General features: G+C 65.8%; 14 protein-coding genes. 8 read left to right on the top strand and 6 right to left on the bottom strand.

The genetic code is table 11. The annotated features are described in order from the left end of the window. Positions 1-8: 8 nt before the first annotated feature. The gene (locus tag J2751_RS08595) at positions 9-1,259 is read right to left on the bottom strand and encodes an extracellular solute-binding protein (RefSeq protein WP_209485162.1); all 1,251 of its coding nucleotides are present in this window, start codon (positions 1,257-1,259) and stop codon (positions 9-11) included. A gap of 143 nt (positions 1,260-1,402) precedes the next feature. On the opposite strand from J2751_RS08595, the gene J2751_RS08590 reads away from it, so the two are divergent. The 6 genes from J2751_RS08590 (at position 1,403) to J2751_RS08565 (ending at position 9,142) form a co-directional block, all read left to right on the top strand. Continuing rightward, complete coding sequence (locus J2751_RS08590; RefSeq protein ID WP_209485161.1) at positions 1,403-2,536, top strand: ABC transporter ATP-binding protein; 1,134 nt, start codon at positions 1,403-1,405, stop codon at positions 2,534-2,536. A 127-nt stretch (positions 2,537-2,663) separates the two neighbouring features. Beyond that, complete coding sequence (gene mutL / locus J2751_RS08585) at positions 2,664-5,108, top strand: DNA mismatch repair endonuclease MutL (protein WP_209485159.1); 2,445 nt, start codon at positions 2,664-2,666, stop codon at positions 5,106-5,108. 194 nt (positions 5,109-5,302) lie between these two features. Continuing rightward, positions 5,303-6,730, top strand: coding sequence for a methyl-accepting chemotaxis protein (locus tag J2751_RS08580; RefSeq protein WP_321168665.1), 1,428 nt, complete (start codon positions 5,303-5,305; stop codon positions 6,728-6,730). Further along, positions 6,727-7,443: a bacteriorhodopsin gene (locus tag J2751_RS08575; RefSeq protein WP_209485155.1), complete on the top strand. Its 717-nt coding sequence runs from the start codon at positions 6,727-6,729 to the stop codon at positions 7,441-7,443. Before J2751_RS08580 ends, J2751_RS08575 begins: the two co-directional genes overlap by 4 nt. Positions 7,444-7,541: 98 nt before the next feature. Continuing rightward, positions 7,542-8,702 carry a thiolase family protein gene (locus J2751_RS08570; RefSeq protein ID WP_209485153.1) on the top strand — a complete coding sequence of 387 codons (1,161 nt, stop codon included), beginning with the start codon at positions 7,542-7,544 and terminating at the stop codon, positions 8,700-8,702. Further along, positions 8,699-9,142, top strand: coding sequence for a hypothetical protein (locus J2751_RS08565; RefSeq protein ID WP_209485152.1), 444 nt, complete (start codon positions 8,699-8,701; stop codon positions 9,140-9,142). Before J2751_RS08570 ends, J2751_RS08565 begins: the two co-directional genes overlap by 4 nt. 24 nt (positions 9,143-9,166) lie before the next feature. Here the strand turns inward: J2751_RS08565 and J2751_RS08560 are convergent, their stop codons facing one another. Genes J2751_RS08560 through J2751_RS08550 form a run of 3 tightly spaced genes read right to left on the bottom strand, consistent with a single transcriptional unit; the run spans position 9,167 to position 12,989 of the window. Then, on the bottom strand, positions 9,167-9,985 hold the full coding sequence (locus J2751_RS08560; RefSeq protein ID WP_209485149.1) for a metallophosphoesterase: 819 nt from the start codon (positions 9,983-9,985) through the stop codon (positions 9,167-9,169). Continuing rightward, positions 9,985-11,718 carry a hypothetical protein gene (locus J2751_RS08555; protein WP_209485147.1) on the bottom strand — a complete coding sequence of 578 codons (1,734 nt, stop codon included), beginning with the start codon at positions 11,716-11,718 and terminating at the stop codon, positions 9,985-9,987. The genes J2751_RS08560 and J2751_RS08555 overlap by 1 nt, the downstream gene beginning before the upstream one ends. Beyond that, a complete protein-coding gene (locus J2751_RS08550; protein ID WP_209485145.1) occupies positions 11,715-12,989 on the bottom strand; it encodes a Single-stranded DNA binding protein in 1,275 nt (424 codons plus the stop codon). Before J2751_RS08550 ends, J2751_RS08555 begins: the two co-directional genes overlap by 4 nt. Positions 12,990-13,108: 119 nt before the next feature. On the opposite strand from J2751_RS08550, the gene J2751_RS08545 reads away from it, so the two are divergent. Then, positions 13,109-13,450 carry a DUF7510 family protein gene (locus tag J2751_RS08545; RefSeq protein WP_209485143.1) on the top strand — a complete coding sequence of 114 codons (342 nt, stop codon included), beginning with the start codon at positions 13,109-13,111 and terminating at the stop codon, positions 13,448-13,450. A gap of 7 nt (positions 13,451-13,457) precedes the next feature. On the opposite strand, the gene J2751_RS08540 is transcribed toward J2751_RS08545, so the two are convergent. Both J2751_RS08540 and J2751_RS08535 read right to left on the bottom strand, forming a co-directional pair. After that, positions 13,458-14,486, bottom strand: coding sequence for a glycosyltransferase family 4 protein (locus tag J2751_RS08540; protein ID WP_209485240.1), 1,029 nt, complete (start codon positions 14,484-14,486; stop codon positions 13,458-13,460). A gap of 169 nt (positions 14,487-14,655) precedes the next feature. Further along, positions 14,656-14,934: a DNA-directed RNA polymerase subunit L gene (locus J2751_RS08535; protein ID WP_209485141.1), complete on the bottom strand. Its 279-nt coding sequence runs from the start codon at positions 14,932-14,934 to the stop codon at positions 14,656-14,658. Between the two features lie 249 nt (positions 14,935-15,183). On the opposite strand from J2751_RS08535, the gene J2751_RS08530 reads away from it, so the two are divergent. Further along, positions 15,184-16,983 carry an ABC transporter substrate-binding protein gene (locus J2751_RS08530; protein ID WP_345777154.1) on the top strand — a complete coding sequence of 600 codons (1,800 nt, stop codon included), beginning with the start codon at positions 15,184-15,186 and terminating at the stop codon, positions 16,981-16,983. Positions 16,984-17,045 lie beyond the last annotated feature (62 nt).

Genomic DNA, 17,045 nt, shown 5'->3' with positions numbered 1-17,045 from the left:
AAACGCGTCTACAGGCTGTCTCGGATCTCCTCGGCGGCCTGGTCGAGCGCCTCGTCGCCGCCTTGGTCGCCGTTAAACACGCGTGTTAGCGCCTCCTCTAGGGGGTCCCACACGTTGTCCATGTCGGGGTGTGTCGGCATCGGGACACCGTTGTCGACCTGCTCGGCGAACGCCTGGACCTCCGGCGAGAGGTCGTTCCCCTCGACCACATCGGCAAGCACCGGAATGTAGCTGTGCCGGTCGGCGTTGTGGGTGATGACATCCTCGCTGGTGGTGTACCACTCGGCGAACTCGGTGAGCGCGTCGACCGCGTCCTGTCCGGAGTCCTCCAGCATGGCGCTGAAGTAGATCGTCTGGATTCCAGTGTAGTTCCGTGGGTGGTTGCCGTCGACCGTCGGTAGCTCCGCGACGCCGAGATTCTCGATCTCATCGGAGAGGTTACCGATCTCCCACGGCCCGTTGATCGCGAACGGCGCGAGCCCGTCGGCGAACGCGACGATCTGTGACTCGTAGCCGGGGTCGGCGGGAACGTAGTCGAACAGCTCCTCGAGCCGGCCGAGACCCTGCTTCACTTCGTCGGCGTCGAGGCCGACTTCGAGGTTCGCCTCGTCGAAGATGTCGCCGCCGTACGCTTGGAGGAACCCGCTCACGAAGTACGGGTCGGTGACCGGATACGAGAGGCCGTACTCACCCTCCTCGGGATTGTGGAAGTCATCCATCACGCTGATCATCTCGTCGAACGTCTCCGGCGGCTCGTCGACCATGTCCTCGTTGTAGAACAGGGTCACCGTCTCGGAGGCGAACGGCAGGCCGTAGAGCCCGCCGTCGAATTGGATCGCCTCCTGAGCGGGTGCGGTGTACGCGTCGAGGTCGATGTCAACGTCGTCGGAGGCGTCATAGAGGAAGCGCGGCTCCTCGCGGACGGCAAACCGGCCGATCCAGTCGTGTGCCCAGATCCAACCATCCGGGCCGTCGCCGGCGGGGATCGCGGTGTCGAGCTGTTCGTCGAGCTCGCCACCGGGCTCTTCGACTTCGATGACGTGGTCGGTTTCGGATCCGAACTGCGAAACGTCGTCGCTGAAGTCTGCTTCTTCGGCCTCCTGCATGTCGATCCACATCGAGGCCACGCCGCCGTCGGCGTCGGCTCCGGGTTCGTCGTCGTCATCCTCACCGTCGTCAACTCCCACACAGCCCGCGAACGCCGCGAGCGCGCTCGATCCACCGATCGTCTTGAGTAGTGTCCGTCTGTCTGCGTTCATGGCTCGTAACAAACGATGAATTCTATCTTCACACATTTAATATCTTGGATCGTTCGTTATACTTATATTTAGGATGAGATATTACATCACTGTTTGAAAAATTGCCGAAGGACTAATATAGCAGGGCACCTCCGTATATGGAAATGGCGGAAGTCACGCTCGACGCTCTCAGAAAGGAGTTCGATAGGGGAACCATTGTCGCCGTCGACGACATCGACCTCGAAATCGAGGACGGCGAGTTCGTCACCGTCGTTGGGCCATCGGGTTGTGGGAAGACGACTACCCTTCGGATGGTTGCCGGACTCGAAGAACCGACTTCGGGGACAATCAGCTTCGACGACGAGGACGTGACCGACATCCACGCCAAGAACCGTCCGGTCGCGATGGTGTTTCAGAACTACGCGCTGTATCCGCACAAGACCGTCCGCGAGAACATGGCGTTCGGCCTCAAGATGAGTACCGAGATGACGACGGAGGAACGCCACGACCGCGTCCGAGAGATGGCCGAAATGATGGGCATTGCGGAGCTCCTCGACGACAAGCCCGACGAGCTCTCCGGCGGACAGAAACAGCGTGTCGCGCTCGGCCGCGCCATCGCACGCGAGCCGGAGGTGTTCCTGTTCGACGAGCCGCTCTCGAATCTCGACGCTAAGCTCCGGACGGAGATGCGCGCGGAGATACAGAAGCTCCAGAAAGAGTTCGGCGTCACGGCGATGTACGTCACTCACGACCAGGAGGAGGCGATGACGATGGGTGATCGACTCGCCATACTCAACGACGGAAAGCTCCAGCAGGTCGGTGCGCCGACCGAGGTGTACGAGAACCCAATTAACCGCTTTGTTGCGGGTTTTATCGGCTCACCGTCGATGAATTTCATCGATGTCGACGTCGACACGTCCGGTTCGTCAACCACACTGACAAACGAGAGCGCTGGCTTCGAGATCGAACTCAGCGAGGAGTACCTCCGCGGGCATACACTCCATGACTCGTCGTACACGCTCGGGATCCGTCCCGAAAACGTCACCGTGATCGAGAACCCTGACGGAAGCGAACTCGTGCGGACCTCCGTCGAAGTCGTCGAGCCGATCGGCTCGGACAACTACGTCCACCTGACGCTTGGGGAGGACTTCCTCGCCCGCTCCCGGCCTGAGATCAAACCGGAACCGGATCAAACGGTCGGGATCACTTTCGATGACTCCGACCTCCACCTGTTCGACCCCGAGACCGGCGAAGACGTCTTTTTCCGTACCGAGGACCCCGAACCCGCCACGCCGTGAGTCGGGTCTGACGGCGTCGCGGATCGACCGATTCCGGGCGTTTACCCGTCCGGCCCGAGCCGCGTGCCGTGGATAGACGAAACGGGGAACGGTTTGAAGTACGCGCTCGCCGGAGTACGTGATAGCAATGGAGCCGCCCGAGATCGAACGGTTGGACGAGCGGACGATCCAGCGGATCGCCGCGGGCGAGGTCGTCGAGCGGCCGGCTAGCGTCGTCAAGGAGCTGGTCGAGAACAGCCTCGACGCGGGCGCGAGCCGCGTCGCCGTGAGTGTCGAGGCCGGTGGCACCGAGGGGATCCGCGTCCGCGACGACGGCGTCGGGATCGAAGGCGACCAGCTCGAAGCCGCCGTCGCCGAACACGCCACCTCGAAGATCGGCGACATCGACGATCTGGACGCCGGCGTCGCCACCCTCGGGTTCCGCGGCGAGGCGCTGTACACCGTCGGGGGTGTCTCCCGACTCACGGTCCGGTCGAAGCCGCCCGACGCGGACGCCGGCGCGGAGATATCAGTCGAGGGTGGCTCCGTCGGCGAGGTGCGCCCCGCAGGCTGTCCGACGGGGACCGTCGTCGAGGTCGACGACCTGTTTTATAACACGCCTGCGCGGAAGAAGTTTCTCAAGCGGGTGACAACCGAGTTCGACCACGTCAACACCGTTGTCACGAGTTACGCGCTCGCGAACCCCGATGTCGCCATCTCGCTCGAACACGACGGTCGGGAGACGTTCGCTACGGAGGGGAACGGCGACCTCCGCTCGGCGGTGTTGGCGGTGTACGGAAGAGAGGTCGCCGAAGGAATGCTCGATGTCGACTGGCGTCCGGATGAGGGGAGCGCTGACTCGTCGAGTCTGAACGCCCGGACGGAAAACGGCTCACCGTCCGTCATCCGAGTCACTGGGTTGGTTTCGCATCCGGAGACGACCCGAGCGAGCCGCGACTATCTCGGGACATACGTCAACGGTCGGTACGTCACCGCGAGCAGTCTCCGGGAGGCCGTCCTCGATGCCTACGACGGACAGCTCGCGCCGGACCGATACCCGTTTACCGTCCTGTTCGTCGAGGTCCCACCGGACGACGTCGATGTCAACGTCCATCCAAGAAAGCTGGAGGTCCGGTTCGACGAGGAGGCTGCCGTTCGGTCTGCGGTTGAGGACGCTGTTGGCTCCGCCCTGCTCGATCACGGACTGATCCGGTCGGGCGCTCCACGCGGACAGTCTGCCCCGGACGAGGCCGCCGTCGACCCTGAGCCCCTTGGCACCGAGGCGGTCGGCGGGGCGGGAATTGGCAATACAACGGAGACGAACGGTAGCGCTGAGACAGAACAACCCGACCCACAAGGGTCCGCGACACGACTCGAACCCGACGACGCGGACGCGTGGTCGGTTGAGGGAATCGGCGGCGGACCCGAACCTCGTGACGCCGCCGGCGAGGAGGTCGGACCTGCCGGAGATGAGGAAGTCGAATCCGCCGCCGAAGATGAGGAGGTCGGCTCCGCCAACGGAGGGGAAGTCGGCTCCGCCAACGGAGGGGAAGTCGGCTCCGCCAACGGAGGGGAAGTCGGCTCCGCCAACGGAGGGGAAGTCGGGGATGAGGACGCCGGATTCGTCGGAGACGGCGTTTCTGACGCCACGAACAGCGTCGAGATCACGAATAACTCGGCTGATACGACGGGGTCGGCCTCCGAGAGCAATGGCGAGGACGCAGCGAGTCAGCCTTCCAGACGACGGTCGGGGTCGGAGTCGCATCCGCCAACTCGCGGCAAGTCATCTCCCGGGACATCGATCCGAGACGGACATCAGTCGGAGCCCACGTCAGGACCCACGAACCAGCGCACGCTCGCCGGCAACGAGACGGCGGACGAACGCGGGTTCGAGTCGCTGCCCCGCCTGCGCGTGCTCGGTCAGCTCCACGAGACGTACGTGATAGCCGAGGCCTCGGACGGGCTCGTGTTGATCGACCAACACGCCGCCGACGAGCGGGTGAATTACGAGCGGCTCAAACGCGAGTTCGCCGACGGCGCGCCGGCACAAGCGCTCGCCGAGCCGGTGTCGATCGAGTTGACTGCGCGGGAGGCTTCGCTGTTCGGCGAGTTCGTTGACGACCTCGCCGAGATCGGGTTCCGTGCCGAGCGTGCGGGCGACCGTGAGGTCGTCGTCGAGGCGGTCCCCGCCGTGTTCGACGCGGCGCTCGACCCCGAACTCCTCCGTGACGCCCTCTCGGCGTTCGTCTCCGACGCTGTGGACGCCGAGAGCGAGCGTGAAGCCGATGGCACCCTTGATGCCGACGGCATCGGACGTGGCGAGGGAGGCGCAGGGGGCAATGGGACGATACCGGAACCGGTGACGGCTGTCGTCGACGAACTGCTCGCCGACCTCGCGTGTTACCCCTCCGTGACCGGAAACACGTCGTTGACAGAAGGGCGAGTACTCGACCTACTCGACCGACTCGACGACTGTGAGAATCCGTACGCCTGTCCTCACGGCCGCCCGGTAATCATCCGGATCGACCGCGAGGAGATCGGCTCGCGATTCGAGCGCGACTATCCCGGTCACGCTGGGCGTCGGGCGGAGTGACTAGCTATTTCAGACCGAATTATCGACTTTGATAGATTGGGGCGGCGGTTTATCACTCTGGTTATCGATGTAAGCGTATGCCGATAGCAGCGGTGAAAAACAGCTATGGAGCAAAACTCGGTGCTGGTTATATCGCCACAGGGGGGTTTATTATCATCGTCGGGGTGGTCACAAACGATGTTAACGCGACTATCGTGGCAGCCGTCGCCGGACTGTTGACGCTCGGCTCGATCAACGCGGCCGAAACGATTGCCAGCGTCACCGAGATTGGCGCACAGACCGAGCGCGTCGCCCGCGGCAACATTGACAGTCAGGTCAGGTCGACCCGGAGCGACGAGTTCGGCCAGTTGGCCGGGTCGATCGAGGAGATGCGCCTCTCGCTCAAGGAGCGACTCGTTGAGATGGAACGCACACAGGAGGAGCTGTCGGACGCCCAAACCGAAGCCACGGAGATGGCCGACCGATACCGAAGGACCGCCGAACGGTACGGTGAGGTGATGGAGCGGGCGTCAACGGGCGATCTCACCCAACGAGTCGAGGTCGACGAGAGCGACGAGGCGCTCGCAACGGTCGGCGAGTCCTTCAACCGAATGATGGACGACCTACAGGCCACCGTCGAAACGGTCACCGAGATGGCCGATCGGATCGAGACGGACGCCGGCGAGATGGCTCAGATGAGCACGGAGGTCGAACAGCGCGTCGGCGGCGCGGTTGGGACCGCCTCGACGATCCGAACACAGGCCGAGGAACAACACGAGGAGTTAGAGTCGATCGCGGCCGACATCGACGCTGTCAGCGCCTCCGCCGAGGAGATCGCTGCCACGGTCGACGACCTCTCCGAACGGAGCGAGGAGGTCGCAACGGCGAGCAGCGACGCACGAAACTCTTCACAGGCCGCACTCGACGAGATGGCAGAAGTGGAGGCAGAGGCCGAACAGGCGGTCGATCGGGTCGAGAGCCTCGAATCCGGCATGAGTGAGATCACCGAGATCGTCGATATCATCGGAGAGATCGCCGAACAGACCAACATGCTGGCGTTGAACGCGTCGATCGAAGCTGCGAGAGCCGGCGGAGACATCGACGGCGGCGGATTCAGCGTCGTCGCCGAGGAGGTGAAGAGCCTCGCCGAGGAGACGCAGTCGCGGGCGAACGAGATAGACGAGATGATAGACGAAATCGCGGACCAGACCGAGGAAGTGACAGTATCCATCCGGTCGACGCAGGAACGGGTCCAGAGCGGAACCGACACCGTCGAGTCGACGTTGACGGACATCGAGACCATCGCGGACTCCGCGGAGGAGATCAACCAGTCACTCGAGGAGATCCGGCGAACCACGGCGGATCAGGCCGATACCGTTCAGGACACTGCGGGGTCGGTCGATTCGATCACCGAACTCAGCACCGAAACGGCCGACACCGCGACCGATGCGGCGACCGAAATCAAGGAGGGGCAGGAGGTCGTCGAGCGGGTCTCCGACTCGCTCCGAGCGTTCCAGCAGGACGCTGTGACGACGCTTCAGGACCGTGTCGCGACCTTTACCGTCGAGTCCGGAACGACTTCCACCGACCTCGACGCCGGACCGGTCGGAACGCCGGCCACGACGGATGGGGGTGAGCGATGACGGACCCCATCTCGGTCGCGTACTGGGTGGCCGCTGCCGCCTTCCTCGTCGGTGTTGGAATCACCGCGGCGCTGTACCGTAGCCTCGAAGGATCTGAGCATCGGGGACGCCTCGCCGCACTGGCGGTCATTCCGGGCTTTGCCGGACTCTCGTACGTCGCGATGGCGCTCGGGATCGGAACGACGACGATTAACGGAACGGAACTAGTCGGCTTCCGGTACATCGACTGGCTCGTCACGACTCCCCTGCTCGTCGGGTTCGTCGGCTACGTGGCCGGCGCTTCTCGCCGAGCCATCGCGGGCGTGATGATCGCCGACGCGCTGATGATCGCCTTCGGTGCCGCTGCGGTCGTGGCAGACGGGACGCTCAAGTGGGCGCTGTTCGCCCTGTCAGGCGCGTTCCACATCGGCCTGTTCGTCTACCTGTACGTGGTGTTCCCGCGGTCGGTCCCCGACGACCCGGCACAGCTCGGGCTGTTCAGCCTCCTCAAGAACCACATCGGCCTGCTGTGGCTGGCGTACCCCTTCGTCTGGCTGATGGGGCCGGAGGGGCTCGGCTTCGCCGGCGCGGTCGGCATCGCGTTCACATACGTCTTCCTCGACGTGTTGGCGAAGGTGCCGTACGTCTACTTCTTCTACGCCCGTCGGGCGGCGTTCGCCGACGTCACGGTCGCCGAGTCGGAGCGGGGACCGACGCCGACGCCAGCGGACTGATGTCCGTCCCGGCGGACTGACCGCGGGACCCCTCCGCCCGCCCGGAGCGCTCGACTACGGAAAGGTACGTTTTAGGTGCCGCCGGCGGACCCACGGATATGGAACGCGTAGCGATAATCGGCGCGTCGATGACCCGGTTCGGGCAGCGTGACGCGTGGGTGAACGAGTTGCTCGCGGAGGCGGGCGAAGCCGCGCTCGACGACGCCGGTATCGGCGGCGGCGACCTCGATCACCTGTACGTCTCGAACATGGCCAGCGGCGAGTTCGAGGGACAGACCGGCGTCCCGAACGCGCTCGCCCACGACCTCGGTGCCATGCCCGCGTACACCGCCCGGATCGACCAGACCTCCTCGTCGGGTGGGGCGGGAGTGTACGCCGCGTGGCAGTCGATCGCCTCCGGCGCGAGCGACTGTACGATGTTGGTCGGCGGCGAAAAGATGACCCACCGGACGACCGCGGAAGCGACCGACGTGATCGCGTCGCTCACGCACCCGGTCGAGTACAAACACGGCGTCACGCTCCCATCCTTCGCCGGGCTCACCGCGCGCCTCTACCTCGACGAGTACGACGCGCCCCGTGAGAGCCTCGGCAAGGTCGCGGTCAAGAACCACAGGAACGGCGTCGACAATCCACACGCGCAGTTTCAAAAGGAGGTCGACCTCGACACGGTCTTGGAGTCGCCGGTCGTCGCCGACCCCCTCCGGCTGTACGACTTCTGTCCGATCACGGACGGCTCCGCGGCGCTCGTGTTTTGCCCTGAGTCCGTCGCCGCCGAGTACGTCCCGGAGGACGAGTACGCCGTGGTTTCGGGGATCGGCGGCGCGACCGACACCCACGTCGTCCACGAGCGCGCGGACCCGACGACGATGGGCGGCGTCGCCGACTCCTCCGACATCGCCTACGAGATGGCCGGCATCGGGCCGGACGACGTCGACGTGGCGGAGCTCCACGATATGTTCACCATTCTCGAGTTCCTCCAGAGCGAGGACCTCGGCTTCTTCGAGAAGGGCGAGGGATGGAAGGCGGTCGAGGCGGGCGTCACCGACCGCGACGGCGAGTTACCGATCAACACCTCTGGTGGCCTCAAATCGAAGGGGCATCCGCTGGGAGCCAGCGGCGTCGCACAGGTGTACGAGATATACGAGCAGGTCACCGGAAACGCCGGTCCGCGGCAGGTCGAGGCCGACACCGGCCTCGCGTGTAACGTCGGCGGGTTCGGCAACTGCGTGACCACGACGATCCTGGAGGGCACCCAATGAGCGACCACGCATCCGACACGGCAGGAAGCGGCGAGGAACCGATCTTCGAGGCGGCCGAGTACGCGGGCGGCGCGGTGTCGTACCCGCCACACCCGGTCGGCCCGGACGGAACCGAACGGGTGGGGACGGTCGACCTCCGTGAGCACGAGGCACGCGTGATCACGTGGACGATGTCGACGGCGACGCCGCCCGGGGTGCGGGAGCCGAACAGCCTCGCGATCGTTGAGTTCGAGATGGGCGACGACTACGACGGGCCACCGGTTCGCGCCCTCGGACAGATAGCCGAGCGCGAGGACGATTCCGGTGAGACCTTCGACGTCGCCATCGAGGACCGCGTCGAGCCGGTCCACGCCGACGAGCTCCGCGAGCCCGGAGCGGGGATCCGTGAGCCGGAGAGCCAGTCGTGGGACGGGTTCCGGTTCCGTCCGGTCGAGGAGTGAGACGCCGGAAGCGAGTCGATCCGGTCACACCCGTCGGTACTCCCCGAGTCGTGTCCCGTCCAGCAGGTAGGCGTCGCCGGCCGGGAGCGCGCCGGGGAGGAACGGTGCGAGGAACGACTGCCCCTCGACGTTCACCCACGTCCCCCCGGACCGCTCGTTGAACGCGGGGAAGACGACGAGTTCGGGTGGGTCCTCGATCGCATCCGCGTCCCTCTCTCCGCGGCTCTCGATAAACGCCCGTGGATCGACTTCCCCGCGAAGCCACGCGCGCTCGACGCGCGATCCGCCGACCGAGTCCTCCAGCCTGACTTGCGGGTGCTCGTGGCCCATGCAGATCACGTCGGCATCGAGTAGCTCGGGATCGGGCCACGTATGCCCGTGAAGGACGGCGACTCCGCCGTCGCCGTCGATATCGTCACCGTCGACACCGTCGTGATCGAGCAGCGCGCCTCCCGGACCGACCACGTCGACCACGTCCGCGAACGCCTCGGCGACGCCCGCGTCGTGGTTTCCCTCCACGAGCGTCATCGGAACGCGGTCGGTGATCGCCCGAACGAGCTCTTCGATCTCCTCGCGCTCGTCCCCTTCTGGCGCGCCGATCCGGTGGGCCAGATCCCCGAGCACGACCAGCCGGTCGGCGTCGGTCTCACGAACGAACCGGCACAGTCGCTCGCGGCGCTCCGTCGCACGGCTGTCCAACTCGACGCCGCGCTCGTAGCGCAGGCCGACCTCGATGCCGGCGTGAACGTCGGCGACGAGCAGCGCACGCTCGCCCCCGAGGTCGGCGACGGCCGCCGGCTCGCCGACGACCGGCTCCACGGCGACCCGCTCACCCGGGACCATCAGATCGGCTTGAGCACTCCGTCGGCCGGCTCGTAACACTTCCCGCTCATTAGCGCGTCTCGGATCGCGTCGTCGACGTCCGACTCGTCCGCCCCGTGTTCCGAGGCCACCGCCTCGACGACGGCGGCACGGTCCGCGCCCTCTCCGTCGTCGAGGTCGGTCATCGTCTCGACGGCGGCGGCTTCGAGGTCGATGTCGTCGTCCTCCCCGGTGTCGCTGTCGTCAGCGTCCCCGTCGCTGTCGTCGGCGTCACCGCCGGTGTCGCCGTCCGCATCGCCGGGGTCGGTCCCGGGCGTCTCTGCGGTCTCGCCCGGGTCCGGCGTCTCCGATAGCTCCTCGGGATCCGGAACGTCGATGTCGGCCTCGCCGGGATCGCCGACCTCCCCGCCGGTCGAGAAGTCGGTGCCGAACTCGGATTCGATCTCCTCGCGCTCCTCGTCGTCGAGCTCGTACATCTCGCTTGCGGCGTCGGCGTCCGCAGTCGAGCCCTCGCCGTCCTCGGTCTCCGCATCGAGCCCGTCGTCGAGGTCGGGCTCCGCGGAGCCATCGTCGAAATCCCCGAGTCCGGAGTCGTTGCCCCCAGTATCACCCAACATGTCGGATCCGTCGCTGCCTTCGGAATCGTCGAATGCGCCGACCTCGTCGTCGCCGAAGTCGTCGCTCCCGTCATCGATCGCGTCGAGCGTCGGTTCCGTCCCGGTCGATCCGGCTTCGGTCGATCCGGCTTCGGTCGATCCGGCTTCGGTCGATCCGGCTTCGGTCGATCCGGCTTCGGTCCCGGTCATCACTTCGGTCTCGTCTCCAGTCGCGGTCTCCGCTGCCGGGACCGCCGCGTCCGAGTCATCGTCGAGTCCGTCGTCACCGCCGAGTCCGTCGTCGTTGAGTCCGTCCAGGCCCTCATCGTCGGCTCTGCCGGCGTCCTCGTCATCGACGACTTCCGGCTCCTCGCCGGACTCGTCGAGGCTCTCGCTGTCGACGTGCGTGGCAGGAGCGTCCGTCGCGATCCGGACGTCGGTATCGGGGAGGGCACCGACAGAGGCGTCGCCACCCTCGCCGGGGGCGATGTCGGGCGTCCGGACCTCCTCGCGATCGCCAGCGATCAACTCCAGGGCGTCGACCGCGAGCCGGCGGATCGCCTCGACGTAGGCGGTCGAGGTACCGTAGTGGTCGATCGCTTTCGGGATCCCCGCCGCGAGCGACGCGGACGCGCCGCCCGACTCGAGGGCCGCGCGGAGCTCTTCACCCCGCAGGTCGGAGTCGAGAGCCCTTGCGAGGACGGCGAGCCGGTCGAGCGTCGCCTCGGCCGCGGAGACGACCCACCGGTCGCGGACGTCGGCGTCGACCTCGTTGAGGCTCTCCGGGCGAACCGAGGTGAACACCCGGTCGGAGTCCTCCGGCTCGAACGTCCGCGCTTTGCCGGTCAGGGCGACGAACGTCGGCGGGCCCGCGCGTTCGAGGAACGCCGCCTCGTCCGGCTGGTACTGCCCGGCGTAGGTGACGAACGCGGCCGACGGATCGACGACCCGACCGCGGCTCGTCTCGTCGTTGACGCGCTCGACCTCCGTGAGCACGCCCGCGACGAACAGCCGGTTCACCCGCGCGCCCGTCGGCGTGACCACGTAGTTCGGTGCGCGCTCCTCGTCGCTCTCGGAATACGACAGCGAGGCGTCGTCGAACTCCGCGGCGAACAGCCGGTGGGCGACCTCGCGAGTCCCGGGCCCGTCGTCGCTCATCCTCGCACCTCTGTGAGGGCCGCGCGAGCGACGTCCGCGGGGTCGTCGTCCGCGACCTCGAACGCGGTCGCGTCGAGGGTCGCGCCGTACTCGTCGACTGAGAGGCTCCCCCGGACGCGATATGCTCCACCGACGAGGCCCTCCGCAATGGCGTCCGCGACCACGTCCTTGTCCATCGCGTCTTTTGCCGCTGAGAGGGCGTCATCGAGGCCACCGCCGTACACCTCCGCCGTGATCTCGTCGTCGAGCACGACGGTGACGGTAGCGGTCCCGTCGTCGAGGATCGCCTTCACGCGGAGGTCATCCTCGCCGTCGACCGCACCGTGGCTTCGGCACTGTCCGTTCTGGACGACTCTCCCACACTCGGGACAGCGCTCGATCAGTCCGGAGCCGTCACGTACTTCGAGGACGTTCCCGACGAGCTCGACGTCGAACATCCCGCCGGAGTCGACGGCGTCCGCGACGGAGAGTCGGGGGGCGTCGTCCGCGACGGTGACCGGGTTGGGAAGAAGAGTCACCGTCGAGAACTCGGTGAGGTTGATCGACGGGACGCCGCGGAACTCGCGGACGTACACGTCCTCGATCCGGAGGTCCGCGCCGGGCTCCAGCTCGGGAGAGGGATCCCAGTCGGTGAAAGGGAGCTTGGCCGTCTCGTCGCCGACGACCCCTTCGAGGATCTCCGTCTCGCCGTCCCGCCCGGAGATGGTCTTCTCCTCGCACTCGAGTACACGGACCTCCACGTTGCGTCCCCGATCGCCGGCCGCAATGTCAACGAGGTCGCGGTCGCCGCCGACCTCGTGGTCGACGTTGACCGGGTCGTCGGCGATGGCGACCGTGGTCGAGTCGTTGAGGTTGAGTTCGGGCGAGCCGTCCCACTCACGGACGCCGGCGTTGCCGATCGTCAGGGAGTCGCCGGGTTCGAACCCGAAGTCCTGCCACGCGGTGTAGGAAATCGTCCCCGTTCCGTCCGCCAACTCGCCCTCGCGGATCGTGAGGTCGTCGCCCTGATACCGGATCGTTCGGGTCCCGCGCGTGAGCACGCGGGCGGTGACGGTGACGTTCCCGTGGTCGATGGTTATGTTCGCGAGATCGACCGCGTCCGGCGTTGGACTCGATCCGCCGCCACCGCCGCCGTGTTTCCGCCGCACGCTCTGTTTGGCCTCGTCTATCGGGACGCTGTACTCCAGTAAATTCTCGAGGTCCGCTTTGACCTCCGCTTTGTCGACGCCGAGGTCGGAGGCGAGCTCCTCGGCATGGCTGTTGACGTCCATCGGTGCGAAGTTCGACGCGACCGCACAAAAGGGTTCACACCACCCAGGGGCGACCACGAGGCGACAGGACCCGTACTCGCGTCGGCACAGTTAATCCGATCCCGCCCACATAGAGCGACATGGACGACATTGACGCCCCTGAAGTCGGCATCGACACGCGCGTCACGGAGAACCGAACGGTCATCGACGTGACAGGGACACGAGACGTGGCCGTGATCGTTCGTTCCGACGACGGTGAGCGGATATACCTCCCGCCGGAGAGCTTCGATGAACCCCTCGACGACTCCCCGTACGCCTCGCCGTACACGTCTCCGTACAGCGGTGAGGAGCCACGGGACGGCGACGGGACGCCGTACCGTGGCGCGGTCGAGACGACTCGGGGCGTGATCGAGACGGCCGACGGGTTCCGGATCCGACACCCGGAGCCAGTTGCGCAGATCGACGTGTATCGCGAGAACTAGGCGTCGGCTACGCGACCTCTTCGTATATCTCCAGCGTGTCGCCGGCGACCTCGGACCAGTCGCGGCGCTCGTACTCCGGCAGCGACTCCCGGTTCAGCGCGGTCACGAGCCCGTCGACGATCGACTCGGAGTCAGGCGTGACCTCGACCAAACAGTCCTCCGGCAGGATCTCCGCGGCTCCACACCGCGTCGAGACGACCTGCGTTCCCGCCTCCAGCGCCTCCGTGATCGTGATCCCGAACGGCTCGGAGAAGGACGGCGAGACGAACGCGTCCGAGGCGGCGTAGTAGTCGCCCAACTCGGCTTCGGGCACGTAGCCGACGAACTCGACGTCCTCCTCGATCCCGACGAGCTCCGAGAACCGCTTCAGCTGCTCCGTCTGGTGGCCGGAGCCGCCGACGACGAGCGTGACGTCGCGGCCGCGGAGCTTCTTCATCGCGTACAGCAGGTGTGAGATCCCCTTCTGGTCGGTATGACGACCGACGAAGAAGAGCATCTCGCCGTCGATGCCGAGGTCGGCACGCACGTCCTTTCCGGAGAACTCTGGCTTCGAGAACCCGTTGTAGACGACGCGGGAGTCCGCGCCGTACAGCTCCTTGACGTCCTCCCGGACGATCTCGCTGACGGAGATATTCGTGTCCGCGGCGTTCGCCAGCCGGCGCTCCGTCTCGACTTCGCGTTTTGGCGGGTCGATGTTGCGGTCGCTCGCGAGCGAGTGGAACGACGAGACCCACGTCGCGTCAGACGCCCGCGCGGCCTCGCGCCCGGGGCCGTAGCCGAACCAGTCGTGCGTGTGGATCACGTCGTAGTCGGGCGCGAGTTCGACGAATCGGTCGCTGAGACGGCCGACGCGGGTGGCAACATCGCCCTCGCCCGTCTCGACGCCCTCCACGCCGGGCTCGTCCTCCGGGGCGAGCTCCGCCGGCAACACCAGCCTGGCGTCGACGTCGTACTCGTCTCGTAACCCGGAGAACAGCTCCCCGACGTGGACGTCCAGCCCGCCGGTGATGTTCGGCGGGTATCCCCACCCCAGCATGAGAACGCTCGGTGACATGCTCTCACCATTGGCGAGTCGGTACTTAGGTATGGCCCTCCGTCGGAACGACCGAGAGAAACGGCGGACTGAGAGGACTCACGGAGCGTGAAAAAGTGACCTGGGTCGGAACGAGCCGACGGTGAACGATCGGGAACCCCCGTGACTGTTCTCAGGCGGCAGTCACCGTGTCCCGGAGCGCCGTCGTCCGGTCGGTCATCGACTCGGCGGCCGTCTCCAACGCGTCGAGCGGATCGACCGTCTCGGATTTCACGGTGAGGACGGGCTCGGTCTGGCCTCCGGACTGTTCGGGATTCATGTCGTACGTTGCGGCGGCAACGTCGTCGGCCTCCAGCAACACCCCCTTAAGAACGTTCATGAACGTGTGGTCCTCGCCGGCGATCTCGATACGGAGTTCCGTGTCGGTCTTCTCGATGACCCGCAGTTCCATACCCTCTTTCCGCCCGAACGGCGCTTCAAGGTTTCGTCTCCACTCGCTACGGATGAGCAAGGCGAGTGCCTCGGGGCTCAACCCCCAAGCGGTTCACGAACCGTGTGATCCGAGTACGCTATCGACGACTGAAAAACTCAGGGACCGCTTACCGATACGTCGAGAAGGTTTTAAGATGGTTCACTAAAAGATAGGAGTATGCGGAAATCAGACAGAAAACCGGACGATGAAGCCACGAGCCGTCGTCGTATGCTCGGGCTGCTCGGCGGAACTGCAACGGTTGCCCTCGCCGGCTGTGCCGACGAGGAGGATCCCGAAGACGGGGACATCGAAGACGAGGACCCCGAGGACGGGGACGACGAGGAAGGAACCGCCGAGCGAACCAACGCTGACAAGGCTCAGGCCGCGTGGGAGCGTGCGGTCGACAACCCGCTTCCGGAGGACGAGGGGCTCCGACAGGACGCGTACGTCGAGATGGAGGAAGCGGTCCGTGACGACGCGGTCCTCGTCCCGATCTATCACGGCTTCACCGAGCTGTTCTGGTACGACTACGTCGACGTACCGCTGACCGGCGCGCTCGGCGATCACTGGCAACAGCACAACAACACGCAGGTCGACGGGCAGGACGAGCTCAACCTGATCAACAGCACGTTCGACGAGCTCGACCCGATCATGTCGACGGACACCGCCTCCTCACGGGTCATCACGCAGATCTACGAGAACCTCTCGCAGTTCCCCAACGGGGTCCCCGAGGTCGAGAACCAACTCCTCGACGAGTTCGAGGTCTCCGAGGACGGCACGACGTGGACGTTCACCATTCGCGACGACGCGACCTTCCACGACGGCGGGGACGTCACCGCGGACGACGTGAAGTACTCCTGGCGTCGGTCGGTGGAGTCACCCAACACTGAACGCCGCGGATTCACGCTCAACCAGCCCGTCGGGCTCGGCATCGACGTCGAGATGGACGACGACGGCCCGGTCCCGGACTCGCTCGCGGTCGAGGTCATCGACGATCAGACTCTCGAGATCGAGCTCGTCGGCCCGAACCCCGATGTGCTTGACGTCATCGCGTACAGCAGCTTCGCGGTGATCCCCGAGGGCTACGTCGGCGACATCGACGGCTACGACGGTGAAGTCTCCCATCAGGAGTTCACTACCGAGGTCGCGAACGGAACCGGTCCGTTCGAGCTCGACGAGTTTAACGCCGACGAGGACGTTCGTGTCGTCCGAAACGACGACTACTACGGCGACGTCGCGGACGTCGAGGCGCTGAACTGGGAGATCATCGAGAACGACGACGCGATCTGGACGTACGCGCTCGAACAGAACGCTGACATCTTCGAGATCCCGACGCCGTTCTACGATCAGGACGCGGTCGACGCCGACACCGACGACCGGAACCGTGAGGTCGGGACGTACGGGCCGGCGGGCGGACTGAACGAGGAAGTGAACTACGTGGGAATCTCGGAGCTCAGTACGTACTACTTCGGGTTCAACGCGGAGAACGTCGACGCGCCGGTTCGTCAGGCGGTCGCGTACGTCCTCGACAAACAGCAGGTCGTCGACGAGGTGTTCGCCGGTCGTGGTACCCCGGCGTTCAGCTTCCTGCCCCCGGGCATCTGGCCCACGGGTGCCGACGGCTACGACGCGTTCGTCGACGACTACCCGTACAGCCGCGGGGAAAGCGACCTCGAGAGCGCGCAGGAAGTCCTTGCGGACGCGGGATACACGGCTGACGATCCCGCGGAACTGACCCTGACGACGTACGAGGACGTCGCGTTCGAGACGGCCGGTGAACTCGTTCGCGACCTACTCAGCGGCAGTGGCGCGGACATCGACCTCGACGTCTCGCAGTTCTCGGTGTTACAGAACCGCGGTGAGGACGGTGACCTCGAGATGTACACGCTCGGGTGGATCTGGAGCTGGCCCGCCGCTCCGTACGGGTCGTTCCAGCTCGAGCCGCGTAACACCCGAACCGAGGGGATGCCGGGAGAAACCAACGGCTTCTACCTCAACTGGCACACCGAGCTCGAAGAAGAGCAGTAAGCCGGTCGACGTTTTTCATTTCCAAAACGTTTTAGCCGGGTAACCGACATCCTCCACACATC

This window comes from Halorubrum alkaliphilum, assembly GCF_017873815.1.
GTDB lineage: Archaea > Halobacteriota > Halobacteria > Halobacteriales > Haloferacaceae > Halorubrum > Halorubrum alkaliphilum.
The sequence above is the reverse complement of the archived record's forward strand: the minus strand, read 5'-3'. Positions and strand labels throughout refer to the sequence as shown.